Below are 18,159 nucleotides of genomic sequence, written 5' to 3'. Positions count from 1 at the left end.
GCCGCATATATATCTGGGAGCGCCCGATGAATGACATCGCGACCACGGCCGGGTACACCGCGATCCAGGACGGGCGGGCATTGCGCATCACGCTCACCAATCCCAAGCGCAAGAACGCGATCGACTACGACACCATGGCGGCCCTGGGCGCCACCGTGCGCGCGGCCTCGGCGGACCCGGCGATCCGGGTCATCGTGGTGACCGGCGAGGGTGGCGACTTCTGCACCGGCGCGGACCTGTCCGCCGCGGACGAGTACACCGCGCGCGGTGTCACCAACGAGATGATCCTGGCCGCCGCCAACGGCATGGTGCAGTCCCTCGTCGAGGCCCCGATCCCGGTGATCGCCCGGGTCAAGGGTTCGGCCGCGGGCATCGGCGTGGCCATCGCGCTGGCCGCCGACCTGACCTATCTGTCCGAGGACGCCTACCTGCTGCTGGCCTTCATCAATATCGGCCTGATGCCCGACGGCGGCGCGGCGGCCCTGGTCGCGGCGGCCGGCGGACGCGCGCTGGCCGCGGAGATGGCATTGCTGGGCCAACGCCTGCCGGCCCGGAAGGCGCTGGAACACCACCTGATCGCGGGCGTCCACCCCGATGCGGAGCTGGACGCCACGGTGGAGGCCGCGGTCGCCAAGCTGGCGCACGGGCCGCGCCGGGCCCTGGAGCTCACCAAGCGCACCCTCGCGGTCGCCGCGCTGGCCTCCTTCGGTGCGGTGCTGGCCGCCGAGCGAGCCGGCCAGTGCGAACTGCTGGATTCGCCCGATTTCGCCGAGGGTGTGGCCGCCATGCTGGGCAAGCGCAAGGCGGTGTTCGCCGAATAGGCCCGCGCCTCAGCCGTTTCCGGTGGCGGTCAGGTAGATCAGCACCACATTGAGCCCGGTGATGATCGCCGCGACCAGCCACGCGAACGCGGTGGTCACGCGATGGTTGACGTCGCCGCCCATGAGCGCGGCGTCACCGGTGAAGCGCACCAGCGGAATCAACGCGAACGGAATGCCGAACGACAGCACGACCTGCGAAATGATCAGGGCGCGAGTCGGATCGATACCGAGCGCGAGCACCACCAGCGCCGGAATCAGCGTGATGACCCGGCGCACCACCAGCGGAATGTGCCGGTGCAGCAGGCCCTGCATGATCATGGCGCCCGCGTAGGCCCCGACCGAGGTGGAGGCGAGCCCGGAGGCGAGCAGGCCGACCGCGAGCAGCAGTCCCGCCAACGGCCCGAGGACCTCCACGACCGCGGCGTGCGCGCCCTCGATGGTGTCCACGCCGTCGCGCCCGCGCAGGGTGCTCGCGGCCATGAGCAGCATGGCCAGGTTCACCGCGCCGGCCAGCAGCATGGCCAGCCCGACGTCGTATCGGGTGATGCGCAGCAGGCGTTTTCGCGCCGGGCCCGCCTCGGGATGACCGTGCCGGTCGCGTGCCATACCGGAGTGCAGGTACACCACGTGCGGCATGACGGTCGCGCCGATCATGGCCGCGGCCAGCAGCACACTGCCGGATCCGTCGAACCTGGGGACCAGCCCGCCCAGGGTGCCCGAGGGTGACGGCGGCGAAATCACCACGGAGGCAAGGAATCCGATGGCGATGACGCCGAGCAGCCCGGTGATGACGCGTTCGAAGGGCTGTTGCCCGCGCCGATTCTGGATCAGCAGCAGACCCAGCGAGACGACGCCCGTGATGACGCCGCCGACCATGAGCGGCAGGTGGAACAGCAGGTTCAGCGCGATCGCGCCGCCGACCACCTCGGCGAGATCGGTGGCGACGGCGACGGTTTCGGCCTGCGCCCAGTAGGCCAGCCGCATCGGCCGGCTCGCCTTGGCCCGCACCACTTCCGGCAGCGAGCTGCCGGTGACCAGTCCTAGTTTCGCGGACAGGAACTGCACCAGCCCGGCCATGACATTGGCCATGACGATGACCCACACCAGCAGGTAGCCGTACTGCGCGCCCGCACTGATATTGGACGCCACATTGCCCGGATCGACATAGGCGATGGCCGCGACGAAGGCGGGACCGAGCAGGACCGCGGCCGACCGCGCTCGCTGGAACGGGCTTTGCTGCTCATCGGCCACGCTGGTACTCACGAGAAGAGTTTACGGGTTCCCGAACTTTTTGTTTAGCCGTTCCTTCGAGCTGTGACCACGGCCATAACGGCACACGGCCCGGCACCTCGCGGTGCCGGGCCGTGTCACGTTGTCCCCCAGGGGCTTTCAGGCTAGATGCCCAGGCCCTGGGCCAGGACCGGCCACGACTTGATGAACTCGTCGTTCCAGTAACCCCACGAGTGGGTGCCGGTCGGCGGGAAGTCGTAGGTGGCCGGGATGCCCAGCGAGTTCAGCTTGTTCGCCAGGTTGTGGCTGCAGAAGTTGGTGCCCGCCTCGATGATGCCGCCGACGACGATCTGGTTGGCCAGACCGTAGCCGCCGGGCAGGGTGTAGGGCCCGTTGAGGGTGTCCCACTGGCCGGGCAGGCCGCTGCCGGAGGAGATGTAGAGGTTCATGCCGCGCAGCTTCTCGGCATTGATGACCGGATCGTGCTCGGCCCATTCCGGCGAATCCGACGGGCCGTACATGTTCTCCAGTTTGCCGCCGCCCCAGGTCTCGACGGTCAGGCGCATGAACTCCTGACCCTGCGGGTCGGCCATCTGCGCGCAGCCGGAGTAGGCGGCGACGGACTTGTACAGATCCGGCTTGGCCTCGGCGAGGGTGAGCACGGTGGTGCCGGAGGTGGAGATGCCGGCGATGGCGTTGACGCCGTTGGTGCCCAGCGCGCCGTCGATCAGCGGGGGCAGTTCCTGGCTGAAGAAGGTGGTCCACTTGTTGCGGCCCAGCACCGGATCGTCGTTGTCCCAGTCCTGGTAGTAGGACCATTTGCCGCCGATCGGCTGGACCACGTTGACGTTCTTGTCGCCGAGGAAGCCGTTGACGATATTGGTCTTCTTGACCCAGGAGGCGTCGTCCTGACCGCCGCCCGCGCCATTGAGCAGGTACAGGGTCGGGCGCGGGACCGAGGCGTCGGCGGGCCGCTGCACATCGACCGGGTAGGTGGCGCCCATGGCCGCGGAGTAGACGTAGAGCCGGATGTTCCGGTCGTCCTTCATCTCGGCCTTGGTGATCTTCGAACCGTCCGCCGAGACCGGATCGGCCAGCAGCTTCTTGCCGTCGATGATCGGGTCCGCGGCGGCGCTACCGCCGCCCACCCCGCTCACGAGACCGGTCAGAACCGCGGTGGCGGCCAGGAAAGCCGCGGCGCGCACTCCGCGCCTGCCGTTCCGGACATTTCGACGAATCAATGTTTCGCACCTTCATCTCGTGTCTGCGTTCCCCGGGGAATATTACGACTTGGTCGCGCGGCGGCCGTCACCGACCGCCGCGCTTGACCGTTCCGTTACCGTCCGTGTTCGGCCAGGCCGCCCAGGGTCTGGACCCAGCCCTCCACCAGCTGCTTGACCTGATCGAGGCCCAGGACCGCGCCGACGAAGTCGAAGCGGGCGATGAGCCCGTCCCGGCTGGTGTCGACGGTGACGTCCAGGTACAGGTCGTCGGCGACCGGTTCCGGGTAGACCCGGGCCGGGCGCAGATCGCGGTAGCGGAAACCGATGCGGCCCACCGGCAGCACGCCGATCTCGGCGACCGTGTCCGGGTTCAGGTGCCGCAGCAGCCCGAAACCGACACCCCGCGTAGGCACTTCGCGCACGCTGTCGCGGATCTGCTCGATGAGCGAGCCGGCGGCCGGGCCGCCGGCGCGCACCTCTCCGGCGTCGACGCCGATGAGCCGCAACGGGAATGGATACGTGGTGCTGAACGCGCCGACCGTGCGGTGCCCGGCCGGATCGCCGGGGACGCGGCCGTCGGCGATCAGGCGCACCACCGAACCCAGTGTGTCGCGCAGGGTTTCGGCGGCCGGATCGAGCAGGGTGACCGCGAGCGCGGCCAGCAGCACGTCGTCGATGCTGGCCCCGTAGCGGCGGGCCACGCCGTCGACGGCCGCCGCGCCCTCACCGGTGATCGAGACCGAGACGCGGCCGCGGCCACCGGCCTCGGCCAGCACCCGCTCCGGGGACACGCCCTCGGTGACATCGGCGAGCGCCTTACGCCACCAGGACAATTCGTCGATGGTGTCGGCGTCCACGGCGCGCTGCGCGAGGGCGCGAGCGATGCCCAGCGGATGCGCGTCCGCGCTGGGCGCGGTGGCGTGACCACCCGACCAGGACGCGGTGAGGTCCTCGATGACGGTGCGCCAGGAGGTGTCGTCCACCACCAGACCATTGGCGACCACCACCAGCACGGCGGCGGGCCGGTCCTCCGGATCGCCGTCGGCGATCACCCCGCCCACGTTCTCCACCAGCACGAAGCGCATGTTGTACCCCTTCTCGGGGTCCAATTCCGCTGCGGCGGCGTGGATCACGGCCTCGATGGGATCGCCGACGGCCTCCACGTTCGGATCGATCTGCCACACCACGGCCGCGCCGCGCGGCTGCTGGGCGGGTATGTCGAGGGCGGCCGCGTCGCCGTCGCGGCGCAGCCGCGCCCACAGGCCCGGGTGCCGGTCGAGCAGGGTGGCCACCGAGCGGCGCACCCGCGTACCGGAAATGCCCGCGGCGATATCGAGGGTGATGGCGCGGACCCAGACGCCGGACGGCTCCACCTCGAGCAGGCTCATGGCGCCGGCGGGCAGCGCCGAGACCTGACCGACGGCGCTGAGCCGGGGACCCATGACGGGCGGCGGCGGCACGGGGGAAACGTCGCGCGGCGCCGGCTCGGGCTCGGCCGGCTCGCCCTGCGCGGGTTCGGGATTCATGGTGAACGCGACATCGGGTTCCGCTTCGACCTCGGTCTCCAGTTCCGATGCGGTCTCCGGTTCGGGTTCGGGTACGGATTCCGCCTCCGGTTCGGGCTTTGCCTCCGGTTCCGGGTCGTGCAGTTTCACCGCCCGCGCCAGATCCTCCGGCTTGATGACCGGCAGCACCTGCGTGGTCGCCCAGTCCACCTCGACCACGGGCTCGGCCAGCAGGTTCCCGGCCGCGATCACCTCGGCCGGCAGCGCCGGACTGTACAGCCCGACCCGGATGTCCGCGGTGATGACCGCGTGGGTTACCCCCTCCTGTGTCATCAGGTCGGCGAGTTCGGGTGTGGTGTACGCCCGGTGCTGGGCCACCACCAGCGTGGCGGCCGTGCCGAGCGGCAGCACCGGCTCCAGCGGCGACAGCCCGGAGTCCGCGGCCGCGAGGTACAGCGCACGGGACTCCCGGCCGATCCCGGAGCGACGCGCCCGTTCGGCCATGGCGTGCACCTCGGCCTGGGTGTAGACCACTTCCCCGTAGCGGTCGGCCGGGTAGTCGACCCAGGCGGCCGCGTCGCCGGTGACCGGCCGGCGCCGGTCGGCGTCGATGACCGGTGCGGCGGAACGGGATTCGACCTGCGCGCCGACCCGGGGATCGTCGAGGACGATCCACTCCTGTCCCCCGGACAGCGGCGGCAGCGCGCCGACGGCGGCGCTCACGCTCAGCCCGAGGGTGGCTCCGCTGTCGCGGACCCGCGCGGCGTGCGCCGGATCCACGGCGACGATGGCGGCGCCGGATTTGGCGGCCGCCCAGACGGCGAGGATGAGCGCGACCGAGCGCGGCAGGGCGATCGCGACCCGCGTCCCGGGTTCCGCGCCCCGCTCGATGAGAAGTCGTGCCAGGCGCGAGGATTCGGCGTCCAGCTGCGCGTAGGTGAACGCGCGGCCGCGGATCACGATCGCCGCGCCGTCCGGATTGGCCGCGACGGCGTCGGCCATGAGCCGGGGCAGGGTGTCGCTCGGTTCGGACAGCGGCACGGGCTCGGGTTCCGGCACGGTCTCGGTTTCCGGCCTGGTGTCGGCTTCCGGTGCGGTGTCGGCCCGTTCGATGAGTTCGGCCAGCACCGGCCCGATCACCGCGAACGATTCCGCCGTGGTCATCATCTGGTGGGTCCCCGGCACCGCGAACTCCTCGATGCCCCCGCTGACGTAGGGCCGCCAGTCAGCCGCCGACTTCGCCTGCGGCACACCGGCACTGCGGAACTCCGCCCGGAACAGTTCGACGCGCCCGTCGAAATGCCGTGGCCGGTACTCGGATTCCATTTCCAGGCTCCGCACCGCGCCGCGATAGATGCGGCGCAGCCGGTCCAGGGTCAGGATGCCCAGATCGGCGGGTACGGCGGCGTGCAGCGCGGCGAGCGCCTCCTCGCTGAGTTCGAGCAGATCCCCGTCCGGGAAGGCGTCGGGGCCGACGCCGATGGTGGCGAACTCGTCGAGGATGGTGGTGCGGAAGTCGGTCGCCGAGCCCGGATAGGAGTCCAGGATGGCGACCAGGTCGACCGGTTCGCCCTGGGCCCGCAGTTCGGCCGCGATGGCCTGGGCCAGATTGCCGCCGAGCGAGTAGCCGAGCAGCCGGTACGGGCCCTCGGGCTGGACGGCCCGCATCTCGGCGGCGTAGCGGCGAGCCACGTCGTCGAGGGTGGCCGGATCCCAATCGGTCTCGGTGAGCGCGGGCGACTGCAGCCCGAGCAGCGGCTGATCCTCGGGCAGGAAGCGCGCCAATCCGGCGTAGCACCAGCTCATACCGGACATGGGCGGGGCGCAGAAGATCGGCGTCCGGGTGCCCGTGCCGCGGATGGGCAGCACGACCTGAAGTCCCGCTTCGGAATTCGAGTCGTAGTCGTGTTCGCCCTCGAGCGCGGACAGGATCCGGGCGCCGAGCCCGGCCACGGTCGGCGCGGTGAAGAACCAGGCCACCCGCACCTCGGCGCCGGTCAGCGCGCGCAGGCGGCTGGAGACCTGGGTGGCCAGCAGCGAGTTGCCGCCGAGGGTGAAGAAGTCGTCGTCCGCGCCGACCCGGTCCAGGCCGAGCACGTCGGCGAACACGCCGGCGACGGTGCGCTCCAGATCCGTTTCGGGAGCACGGAATTCGGCGGCGGTGAACTCGGGATCGGGCAGCGCGGCGCGGTCGAGCTTGCCGTTGGCGTTGAGCGGCAGCGCGTCGAGCACCACGAACGCGGCCGGAACCATGTACGACGGCAGCGCCGCCGACAGCTCCGCCTTGACCCGCGCCACGTCGATGCCGGCGCCCACCAGGTAGGCCACCAGCCGGTCGCCGGTGCGCGCGTCGTGCTTGGCCAGCACCGCGGTCTGCGCGATCTCCGGCAGCGCCAGCAGTGCTGCCTCGATCTCGCCGAGCTCGATGCGGAAGCCGCGGATCTTCACCTGGAAGTCGGTGCGGCCCCGGTACTCCAGCTCGCCGTGCGCGTTCCAGGCCACCAGGTCACCGGTGCGGTACATGCGCTCGCCGGTGCCGAAAGGATCGGCGACGAACCGGTCGGCGGTCAGATCCGGTCGCGCGAAGTAGCCGCGCGCCAACTGCGCACCGGCCAGATACAGCTCACCGGGCACCCCGGCGGGCACCGGGTGCAGGCGCGCGTCGAGCACGTAGACCCGCGAATTCCATTCCGGCGCACCGATCGGCACCGCCACCCGGTCGGCGTCGGTGACCGTGTGCGTGGTGATGGACACCGCCGCCTCGGTCGGCCCGTACAGGTTGAACAGCTCCACCTGCGGCAGCGCGGCGCGGAACCGCTGGGCCAACGCACCCGGCAGTGCCTCACCGATGGCCAGCACGCGCCGCAGCCCGCCCAGCCCGGCGGCCGAATTCGTCTCGGCCAGAAGCGCGTCCAGCATGGACGGCACCGTGTGCAGCGTGGTCACGGACTCACGAGCCATCAGCTCGTTGAGATACACCGGGTCGCGATGGCCCTCGGCGTCGGCGATGACCAGGCGGCCACCGCAGACGGCAGCCGACCAGAACTCCCACACCGACAGGTCGAAGGTGGCCGCGGTCTTGAGCAACACCGCGTCCTCGACACCGAGCCCGAATTCCGCCGTCTTCCACAGCAACTGGTTCACCACCGCACCGTGCGGCAGCGCCACACCCTTCGGGCGACCGGTGGAACCGGACGTGAAGATGACATACGCCGTGTTAGCGGCACTCAGCACCCGCACCCGCTCGGCATCGGTGACCGGCGCGGCCGAATGGCCGGACAGCTCCAGCTCATCGATCCGCAGCACTTCCACCGTCATTCCGGCGTGCTTTTGGCCGGAATCCAACGCCTCGTCGTGTGGATCCCGGCCAAGAAGCGCGCCGGGATGACGGGGGTGAAGCGCGCCGGGATGACGGGGGTGAGGCAGCTCGAAACCGTCACGGGCCGTGGTGAGCACGCACGCCGGGGCCGACGTCTCCAGGATGTAGCCCACCCGCTCGGCGGCCTGGTCGGGGTCGACGGGTACGTAGGCCGCGCCGGCCTGCGTGACCGCGTACATGGCGACGACCAGGTCAGTGGAGCGGCGGATGGCCAGCGCCACGCGGTCTTCGGTTCCGATGCCGCGCGCGATGAGCTCACGCGCCAGCTGGTTCACGCGCGCGCCGAGTTCGGCGTAGGTCAGCGTGCCCGCGTCGTCGGCGACGATCGCGATCCGCGACGCCTGTTCGCCCGCGGTGCGGTCGAGCAGCGAGGCCAGGGTGGCGCTGGTGTCCACCTGGTGCCGGGTGTCGTTCCAGCCCTGGAGGATTCGCGTCCGCTCGTCGGCGGCGAGCAGGTCCACCTCGCCCACCGGGGCGGCGGGTGCGGCGACGACGCTGCCGAGCAGGCGCACGAAGCGTCGCACGAAGCCTTCGACGGTGGCCTTGTCGAACAGGGCCGTGGCGTAGGTGAATCCGCCGACGATGCCCGCGGGCTCGCCGGTCTCGGTGTAGCGATCGGCCGCGATGAGGTGCAGGTCGAACTGCGACAGTTCGGTGTCGATCTCCAGCCCGGCGACCGTCAGATCGGACAGCTCGAGCGCGGACTGGGTGTGGTTCTGGAACGACAGGCCCACCTGGAACAGCGGATGCCGCGCGGTGGAGCGCACCGGGTTGAGCACCTCGACCAGCCGCTCGAACGGCACGTCGGCGTGCGCGTAGGCGGCCAGGTCGGTCTCGCGCTGCCGCGCCAGCAGTTCGGTGAAGCTCGCGCCGGCGTCCACGCGGGTGCGGAACACCAGCGTATTGACGAACATGCCGATGAGGTCGTCGAGCGCCTGCTCGCCACGCCCCGCGATCGGGGTGCCGATGGCGATGTCGTCGGTGCCCGACAGCCGGGCCAGCAGCACCGCGAGCGCGGTGTGCACCACCATGAACAGCGTCGCGCCTTCCCGGCGCGCCAATTCGGCCAGGGCGCGGTGGGTTTCGGCGTCGATGTCCACCTCGACGCGGCCGCCGTGGAAGGACTGCACGGCCGGACGCGGCCGATCCATCGGCAGGTCGAGCTGGTCGGGCAGCCCGGCCAGCGCCTGCTTCCAGTAGCCGATCTGCTTGGCGGCCACCGATTCCGGATCGTTCTCGTCACCGAGCAGCTCCCGCTGCCAGATGGCGTAGTCGGCGTACTGCACCGGCAGCGGCTGCCAGGCGGGCTCGACGCCCATGGACCGGGCGGCGTAGGCCAGCATGAGGTCGCGCGTCAGCGGGGTGACCGAGGAGCCGTCGCCGGAGATGTGGTGGATCACCAGCGCCAGCACGTATTCGGCCGGGGCGTCGCTGATCTCGAACAGCGCGATGCGGATCGGCACCTGGGTGGTGACGTCGAACAGCTGCGACGCCACCGCCAGCACGGCGCCCGCGACCTGATCGGAGGCGACCTGCCGGACCTCGAGTTCGGGCGCGGCGTCGGCCGCCGACAGCACCACCTGCACCGGCCCGCTGTCGGTCTCCGGGTAGACGGTGCGCAGGATCTCGTGCCGCGCGACGACATCCGATACCGCCGCCCGCAGCGCCTCGACGTCCAGCGCGCCCGACAACCGCACGGCGGCCGGAATGTTGTAGGCCGCCGACTCGGTGTCGAACCGGTTGAGGAACCACATGCGCTGCTGTGCCGAGGACAGCGGAATCCGCTCCGGGCGCGGTCCGGCGACCAGCGCCCGCCCGCGACCGGTGCCGGTGGCCGATTCCAGTGCGACGGCCAGGGTTTCCACCGAGGGCGCGTCGAACAGCATGCGCACCGGCACCCGGGTGTCCAGGGCCGCGCCCAGCCGGGCCACCACCTGCGTGGCGACCAGCGAGTTGCCGCCCAGCGCGAAGAAGTCGTCGTCCAGGCCGACCGGCTGGCCGAGCCCGAGCATCTCGGTGAACACGGCCGCCACGATCTGCTCGACCGGCGACACCGGCGCGCGGAAGGCCCGCGCCTGGAAGGTCGGCGCGGGCAGCGCCTTGCGATCCAGCTTGCCGGAAGCGTTGAGCGGGAAGGCATCCAGCTCCACGATGGCCGACGGCACCATGTAGGAGGGCAACCGCGACGCGAGGTGCGCACGCAGCGTTTCCTGAGCGACCGGTCCGACAGCCGGCACAACATAGGCCGCCAGCATGTCACCGGTGTGCTCGGCGGTGTGCAGCACCACCACGGCCTGGCTCACCGAGTCGTGCGCCGTGAGCGCCGCCTCGATCTCCCCCAGCTCGATGCGCTGCCCGCGGAACTTCACCTGGAAGTCGGTGCGCCCCAGGTACACCAGTTCGGCGGTGTCACCGCTGACATCCCAGCGCACCAGGTCGCCGGTGCGATACATGCGCTCGCCGCGCCGCCCGAACGGGTTGGCCACGAAGCGATCCGAGGTCAGATCCGGCCGCGCGACATAGCCGCGGGCCAGCTGCACCCCGGCCAGGTAGAGCTCGCCGGCCACCCCGGGCGGAGTCGGGTGCAACCGCGAATCCAGCACGTAGACACGGCTGTTCCACTCCGGCCGCCCGATCGGCATGACGATGCGATCGACCTCGCCGGTGACGTCGCGGTAGGTGATGGACACCGCGGCCTCGGTGGGCCCGTACAGGTTGTGCAGCTCGGCGTCGGTGACCGCGCCGATGGCGCGCACGGTCTCGGCGGGCAGCGCCTCCCCGATCACATAGATCTGGCGCAGCGTGCGCAGCGCGGTGCGGACGCGTTCCGGATTGTTCTGGGCGGCGAAGACGCTCAGCATCGACGGCACGAAGTCGGTGACCGTGACCGCGTACTGCTCGATCAGCTCGGTCAGGTACGCCGGATCGCGGTGCCCGTCCGGGCCGGCCAGCAGCAGCGTCGCGCCGACCCGCAACGGCATGAAGTAGCCCCACAGCGACACGTCGAAGGTGCTGGGCGTCTTCTGCAGGTAGACGTCCTCGGGCGTGAGCTGGTACTCGGCCTGCATCCACACCATCTGATTGACGATGGCGGCGTGGGGGACGCTGACGCCCTTGGGTTTTCCGGTCGAGCCGGAGGTGAAGATGACGTAGGCCGGATGCTCCGGACGCAGCGGCCCGCGCCGCTCCACGTCGCTGACCGGATGGTCCGGATAGCCGGCCAGGATCTCGGTGTCGACCTCGATCACCGGGTATTCCCCGGCGTCGAAGCTGTCGCGCGAGGTGGTCAGCACGCAGACCGGGTTCGCGGTGTCCAGCACGTGCGCGATGCGCTCGGCGGGCTGATCCGGGTCCAGCGGCACGTACGCGCCGCCGGCGGTGATCACCGCGTAGGCGGCGGTCACGAAGTCGATGGAGCGCCGGATGTGCAGGGCCGCCAGCGTTTCCGGGCCGACGCCGGCCGCGATGAGCCGCCGCGCCAGCCGGTGCACGCGGGCCGCGAACTCGGCGTAGGTGAGCCGTTCGCCGCCGCTGATCAGCGCCACCGCGTCCGGGGTGTGCAACGCCTGGATCTCGAACTGCGACACCAGGGTCGAGGTCGCGGCGCGCGGTCCCCCGGCGGCGATGTCGACGGTGGTGGCGTTCCAGTCCGACAGCACCCGCTGCCGCTCGTCCACGGCCAGCAGGTCGAAGTCGCCGACGGCCCGCTCGGGGTGGGTTGCCACCGCGACCAGGGTGCGGCGCAGGCGCTCGGCCAGCCGGTCCATGGTCTCTGGCTCGAACAGGTCGGCGGCGTAGGTGAAGGCCGCCGAGATGCCCTGTGCCGCACCGTCGGTGGTGATGCGCTCGACCAGGGTGAGGTCCAGGTCGAACTTGGCGACCGGCACGGTCAGGTCCACGTCGGAGACGGTGACGCCGGGCAGCTCGAACACCGCCGGGGTCATGTTCTGCAGCTGCAGCGACACCTGGAACAGCGGGTGGCGGGCCTGCGAGCGCGGCGGGTCCAGCAGTTCCACGATGCGCTCGAACGGTGCGTCGGCGTGTTCGAAGGCGGCCAGGTCGGTGCGGCGCACGGCGGCCAGCAGTTCGCTGAAGCTGGCGTTCGGGTCGATCTCGGTGCGCAGCACCAGGGTGTTGACGAACATGCCGATCAGGTCGTCCAGCGCCGCCTCGCCGCGGCCGGCGATGGGCGCGCCGATGGCGATGTCGCGGGTGCCGGACACCCGGGCCAGCAGCACCGCGAAGGCGGCGTGCAGCACCATGAACAGCGTCGTATTGTGCTGCTGCGCAACCCGGTTGAGGGCGGCGTGCACGTGCGGGTCGATATCGAAGGCGTGCACCGAACCGCGCCCGGAGGCGATGGCGGGCCGCGGCCGGTCGGCGGGCAGCTCCAGCTGATCGGGCAGCCCGGCCAGATTGTCGCGCCAGTAGTCGAACTGCCGCGCCAGCACGGACCCGGAATCGTGTTCGTCGCCGAGGCTTTCGCGCTGCCACAGGGCGTAGTCGGCGTACTGCACCGGCAGCGGCGACCATTCGGGCGCGCCGCCCTGCAACCGGCCCAGGTAGGCGGTCACCAGATCGCGGGTGAGCGGTCCGGCGGAGAAGCCGTCGCCGGCGATGTGGTGCACCACGCACACCAGCACGTGATCCTGGTCCGACAGCCGCAGCAGCCGCAGCCGCAGCGGCGGCGCGACGGTGACGTCGAAGGGCGCGAACGCGACCTCCGAAACCGCCTGCACCACGTCGGCTTCGGTGACCGCGACGACCGGCAGCAACGGCATGGCGTCGGGCGAATCGACCGGCAGCACGAGCTGGTGACCGACACCCCCGTGCTCGGGGTAGTAGGTGCGCAGCACCTCATGACGAGCCACCAGATCGGCCACCGCATCGCGCAGCGCGGGCACGTCCAGCGGGCCGGTGACGCGCAGCGCGATGGGCAGGTTGTAGGTGGCGGCGGAGGTGTCGAGGCGGTTGAGGAACCACATGCGCTGCTGCGCGTACGACAGCGGGATCAGCTCCGGCCGCGGCATCGGCCGCAGCGGCGCGACACCCGAATCCGCCAGGCTGCCCAGCGATTTCGCCAGCTCGGCGACGGTCGGCGTCTCGAACAGCGCCCGCACCGGCACCCGCGCGCCGACCGCGGCGCCCAGCCGTGCTGCCACCTGCGTGGCATTGAGCGAGTTGCCGCCCAGCTCGAAGAAGTCATCGTCCGCCCCGACGCGTTCGAGCTTCAGCACGGCGGCGAAGACCTCGGCGACGGTCCGCTCGGCGGCGGTGGCTGGCTCGCGGTACTCGGCCGCCTGGAACTCCGGCGCCGGCAGTGCCTTGCGGTCCAGCTTGCCGGAGGCATTGAGCGGCATGGCCGCCAGCCGCACCACGGCCGACGGGACCATGTACGAGGGCACCGATTCCCGCGTGTGCGACAGCAGTTCGGCGTCGGTGACGGTCGCGCCGTCCTCGAGCACCACGTAGGCGACGAGACGGTCACCGGTTTCGGCGCGCACCAGGTTCACCGCGGCCCGATGCACCTCGGCATGCGCCAGCAGCACGGTCTCGATCTCGCCGAGCTCGATGCGCTGCCCGCGCAGCTTGACCTGGAAGTCACTGCGGCCCAGGTACTCCAGCGCGTACGCGTCGCCGTCGGCGATCCAGCGCACCACATCACCGGTGCGGTAGAGCCGGGCTCCGCCCTCGTGCGCGACGAACCGTTCGGCCGTCAATGCGGGCGCGCCCAGGTAGCCGCGCGCCAATTGCACACCCGCGACATACAGTTCGCCGGCCGCGCCGAACGGCACCGGCCGCAACTGCCGATCCAGCACCAGCACCCGGGTATTGGCGACCGGGCTGCCGATCGGCACCGCCACCCCGTGCGCCCGCTCGGCGGGATGCGCGGTGACCACGGTGGCCTCGGCGGGCCCGTACCAGTTGATCAGCGCCGTATCCGGCAGGGCCGCCGCGAATGTCGCGGCGCTCTCCGCCGTCAGCGCCTCACCGGCGGCGAACACCCAGCGCAGCGACGGATGCCGCCGGGCCGAGCCGTCGAGGTAGGCGTTCAGCATGGACGGCACGAAATGCACGGAGGTGACGGCGTATTCGTCGATCAGGCCGGCGATGTAGGCCGGGTCGCGATGCCCGTCCGGTTCCGCGACCACGATGGCCGCGCCGGTCTGCAACGGCCAGAACAACTCCCAGGTGGAGATGTCGAAGGTGATGGGCGTCTTGTGCAGTACCACGTCACCGGGCCGGTGCGGGTAGGTGCGCTGCGCCCAGCGGAACTGGTTGGCCATCTGCCGGTGGGTGATGACGACACCCTTGGGGCGGCCGGTGGAACCGGAGGTGTAGATGACGTAGGCGGCGTTGTCCGGGCGCACCCGGGCCGGGGCGGACTCGACGACCGAGTCCGCGGCCGTCAGCGCGTCGACGAGGAACAGCGGTACGCCCGAGCCGGTCTCGAAGCCGTCGACGGTGCGGGTCAGCACGCATACCGGCGCGGACCCGGCCAGCACGTACTCGTTGCGCTCGGCCGGATGATCCGGGTCGACCGGCACGTACGCGCCCCCGGCCCGCAGCACCGCGTACACGGCCACCACCAGATCGAGGCTGCGGCGCATGGCGACGGCGACCCGCGATTCCGGGCCGACGCCGCGCAGCGTCAGCTCGTGGGCCAGGCGGCGCGAGCGGATGTCGAGTTCGGCGTAGCTGAGCCCGTCGCGGCCGAACCACACCGCCGGCGCGTCCGGGGTCCGCGCCACCTGCGCGTCGAACAGGCTCAGCAGCGTCGAATCGTCCAGCAGCTCCGGCACTTCGGTGGCATTGACGGCCGCCAGTTCCCGGCGCTCACCGTCGAGCAGCGCGTCGACGGCGGCGACCCGCGCGCGCGGGTCGGCGGCGATGCGGCCCAGCAGGGCCGCGAGCCGCTGCGCGATGGCCTGCGCGGCGTCCGCGTCGAACAGGTCGCGCAGATACTTCAGGCCGAAGCTCAGCCCGCGCCCGCGCGGCTGCACCATGACGGTGAGCGGGTAGTGGGTGCCGTTCACCGTGGACGCGCCGAGAATGCCCGCACCGTCGATGGGCGCGGCCGCGTCGTCGAGGGACTGCTCGTCCACCGGGAACGACGCGAACACCACGATGGAGTCGAAAAGCCCGTCGACGCCGGCGATCTCCTGAATCTCGCCGAGCCCGACGTAGTGATGGTCGAGCAGTGCGGCCTGCTCGTCCTGCAACGCCCGCAGCACGTCGGTGAGGGTGCTGCCCGCGTCGAGCCGCACCCGCACCGGAATCGCGTTGAGGAACAACCCGATCATGGTCTCGATGCCGGCCAGCTGCGGCGGGCGCCCGGACACGGTGGCGCCGAACACCACATCGTCGCGGTCGGTGCTGCGGCCGATGAGCAGACCCCACGCCGCCTGCACGACGGTGTTGAGGGTGACGCCCGCCTCGTGCGCGACCCTGGTCAGCGCGGCGGTGTCGTCCTCGGACAGCTGGAAGCCGATTTCGCCGATGCCGGAAGTGATCTCGCGCGAGGGATCGACCGCCGCCAGCGGCGTCGGCTCGGTGAACCCGGCCAGGGTTTCACGCCAGGCTTCCCGCGCCGCCTCGTGATCGCGGGCCGCCAGCCACGCCAGGTAGTCGCGGTAGGAGCGCACGGCCGGGATCCGCGACGCGTCGCCCTCGGCCGCGTACAGCAGCAGCATGTCCTGGATGAGCAGCGGCATCGACCAGCCGTCGATGAGAATGTGATGGCTGGTGACGCAGAACCGGTACGCTCCACCTCCCTGCGCTTGGTCCGCGGCGGTGCGGTACAGCGTCATGCGCAGCAGCGGCCCGGCGCTCATGTCGAAGTGGCGCGCCACGTCGAAGGCCATCAGCCGGTCGGTCTCCGCGACCGCCTCGGCCGGCACCCGATCGCTGAGATCCAGGTACTGCCACGGCAATTCGACATCGTCGAGGATCACCTGCACCGCATTGCCCGCGCCGTCCTCGGCGAAGACCGCGCGCAGGTTGACGTGCCGGTCCAGCATGGCGCGGGCGGCGGCGTGCACGCGCGGCACGTCGATCTCCCCGGCCAGGTCCAGCGCGAACTGCACCATGTAGGCGTCGACGGAGGATTCGGCCAGCCGCGCGTGGAACAGCATGCCCGACTGCAACGGCGTCAACGGCCACACGTCCGACAGGGACGGGTAGCGCTCGCGCAGCCGCGCCTCGTCCTCGGCGCTCAGCGAAACCAGCGGCCCGGTGGCGAGTTCCTCGGTGGCGGAATCGTTCTCGACCGGCACCGCGAGCTCTGCCAGCGCGGCCACGGTCCGCGCGGCGAACATCTCCTTGGGCTTGAAGCCCAGTCCCCGGGCCCGCGCCCGCGACACGATCTGGATGGCGGTGATGGAATCCACGCCGAGGGTGAAGAAGTCGTCGTCGAGGCCCACCCGGTCCAGGCGCAGCACCTCGGCGATGACCTCGGCCACCGCCTGCTGCGCGGGGGTCTCGGGCGCGCGGTACTCGGTGGTCTCGAGCTCCGGCTCCGGCAGCGCGCGCCGGTCCAGCTTGCCCGCCGGCGTCAGCGGGATCTCGTCGAGCACGATGATGGCCGCGGGCACCATGTGCGCGGGCAGCGTGCGCTCGGCCAGCTCGGCCAGCACCTCGGTCTCGATCGTGAAGCCCGGCGCGGCATGCACATACGACACCAGCGCGGTGGCGCGCCCGTTCACCTCGTGGCCGACGGTGACCGCGAAGTCGACCGCCTCCGGCCCGGTCAGCACGGCGTCGATCTCGCCCAGCTCGATGCGCAGTCCGCGGATCTTGACCTGGAAGTCGTTGCGCCCCACATACTCCAGCTCACCGGCCGCATTAGCCCGCACCAGATCGCCCGTGCGATAGAGCCGGGACCCGTTGTCCTCGAACGGATTCGCCACGAACCGCGCGGCGGTCAGCGCGGCCCGCTCGTGATAGCCACGCGCCAGCAGCGCACCGGCGATGTACAGCTCACCCGGCGTGCCGACCGGCACCGGGCGCAACCGCTCGTCCAGCACATACGCGGTCGCGCCGCGAATGGCCGCGCCGATGGTGACCGGGCGGTCCGGCGACAGCGGATCGGAGATATTGGTGGCGATGGTCGCCTCGGTCGGCCCGTAGGCATTGTGGAATCGCCGCCCGGCGCCGATGCGGCGCACCAGCTCGGCCGAAACCGCCTCACCGCCACCGACGATGGCTTCCATGCCAGCGAGCTGCCCGGGATCCAGGGAGGCCAGCACCGACGGCGTGATCAGCCCGTGCGTCACGCGTTCGCGGGCGATGAGCCGCCCGAGTTCGTCGCCGCCGTAGACCTCCGGCACGGTGACGACCATGGTCGCCGCCGCGCCCACGGCCATCAGCAGTTCCATGATCGAGGCGTCGAACGACGGGGTGGCCACGTGCAGCACCCGCGAGCGCGCCCCGATGCCGAAGCGCTCGCGCATCTCCGCGGTCAGCGCGGCGATGCCGGTGTGGGTGACCACCACGCCCTTGGGCAGGCCGGTGGAACCGGAGGTGTAGATGGCGTAGGCGGGATGCTCGGCGCGCAGCGGGCGCTCGCGGTCGGCATTGGTGACCGGTTCGGCCGGGTAGGTCTGGGCGACGGCCGCGATCTCGTCGCTGTCGAGTTCCAGCCAGGTCACGGTGTTGGGCAGGCTCGCGCGGGTGTCGGTGACGGTCAGCCCGAGCACGGCCCGGGAATCGGTGACCATGTGCAGCACCCGCTCGGGCGGGTAGTTGGGGTCGACGGGCACGAAGCCCGCGCCGGTCTTGGCGACGGCCCAGACCGCGACCACCGATTCGATCGAGCGCCGGATGCCGACGGCGACCAGATCCTCGGGCCCGATGCCGCGCGCGATGAGCAGCCGGGCCAGCCGGTTCGAGCGTTCGTCGAGTTCGGCGTAGGTGAGGGCGGCCAGGGTGGTGTCCGCGTCGGCGAGGACGACGGCGAGACCGCCCGGATCGGCCTCCACCGCGGTCGCCAGCAGCTGCGG

3 protein-coding genes and 1 pseudogene are annotated in these 18,159 nt (G+C 71.2%); 1 reads left to right on the top strand and 3 read right to left on the bottom strand.

Going from position 1 to position 18,159, the window contains the following annotated elements:
• Positions 1–26 precede the first annotated feature (26 nt).
• On the top strand, positions 27–821 hold the full coding sequence (locus D7D52_RS28420; RefSeq protein WP_120741243.1) for an enoyl-CoA hydratase-related protein: 795 nt from the start codon (positions 27–29) through the stop codon (positions 819–821).
• Between the two features lie 9 nt (positions 822–830).
• Here the strand turns inward: D7D52_RS28420 and D7D52_RS28415 are convergent, their stop codons facing one another.
• From D7D52_RS28415 to D7D52_RS28405, 3 genes and pseudogenes are all read right to left on the bottom strand, one after another.
• Positions 831–2,084: an Nramp family divalent metal transporter gene (locus tag D7D52_RS28415; protein ID WP_425464573.1), complete on the bottom strand. Its 1,254-nt coding sequence runs from the start codon at positions 2,082–2,084 to the stop codon at positions 831–833.
• A 131-nt stretch (positions 2,085–2,215) separates the two neighbouring features.
• Positions 2,216–3,256 (bottom strand): alpha/beta hydrolase, encoded by a 1,041-nt coding sequence (locus D7D52_RS28410; RefSeq protein ID WP_425464572.1) that lies wholly within the window; start codon positions 3,254–3,256, stop codon positions 2,216–2,218.
• Between the two features lie 131 nt (positions 3,257–3,387).
• Positions 3,388–18,150 (bottom strand): annotated as a pseudogene (locus D7D52_RS28405) (amino acid adenylation domain-containing protein); the annotation flags it as partial.
• Positions 18,151–18,159 lie beyond the last annotated feature (9 nt).

The sequence above is a fragment of the Nocardia yunnanensis genome, from assembly GCF_003626895.1.
Classification (GTDB): domain Bacteria; phylum Actinomycetota; class Actinomycetes; order Mycobacteriales; family Mycobacteriaceae; genus Nocardia; species Nocardia yunnanensis.
The sequence above is the reverse complement of the archived record's forward strand: the minus strand, read 5'-3'. Positions and strand labels throughout refer to the sequence as shown.

Coding starts and splice junctions, on each gene's coding strand:
- D7D52_RS28420 (WP_120741243.1), top strand. CDS start 27: ATGAATGACATCGCGACCACGGCCGGGTACACCGCGATCCAGGACGGG.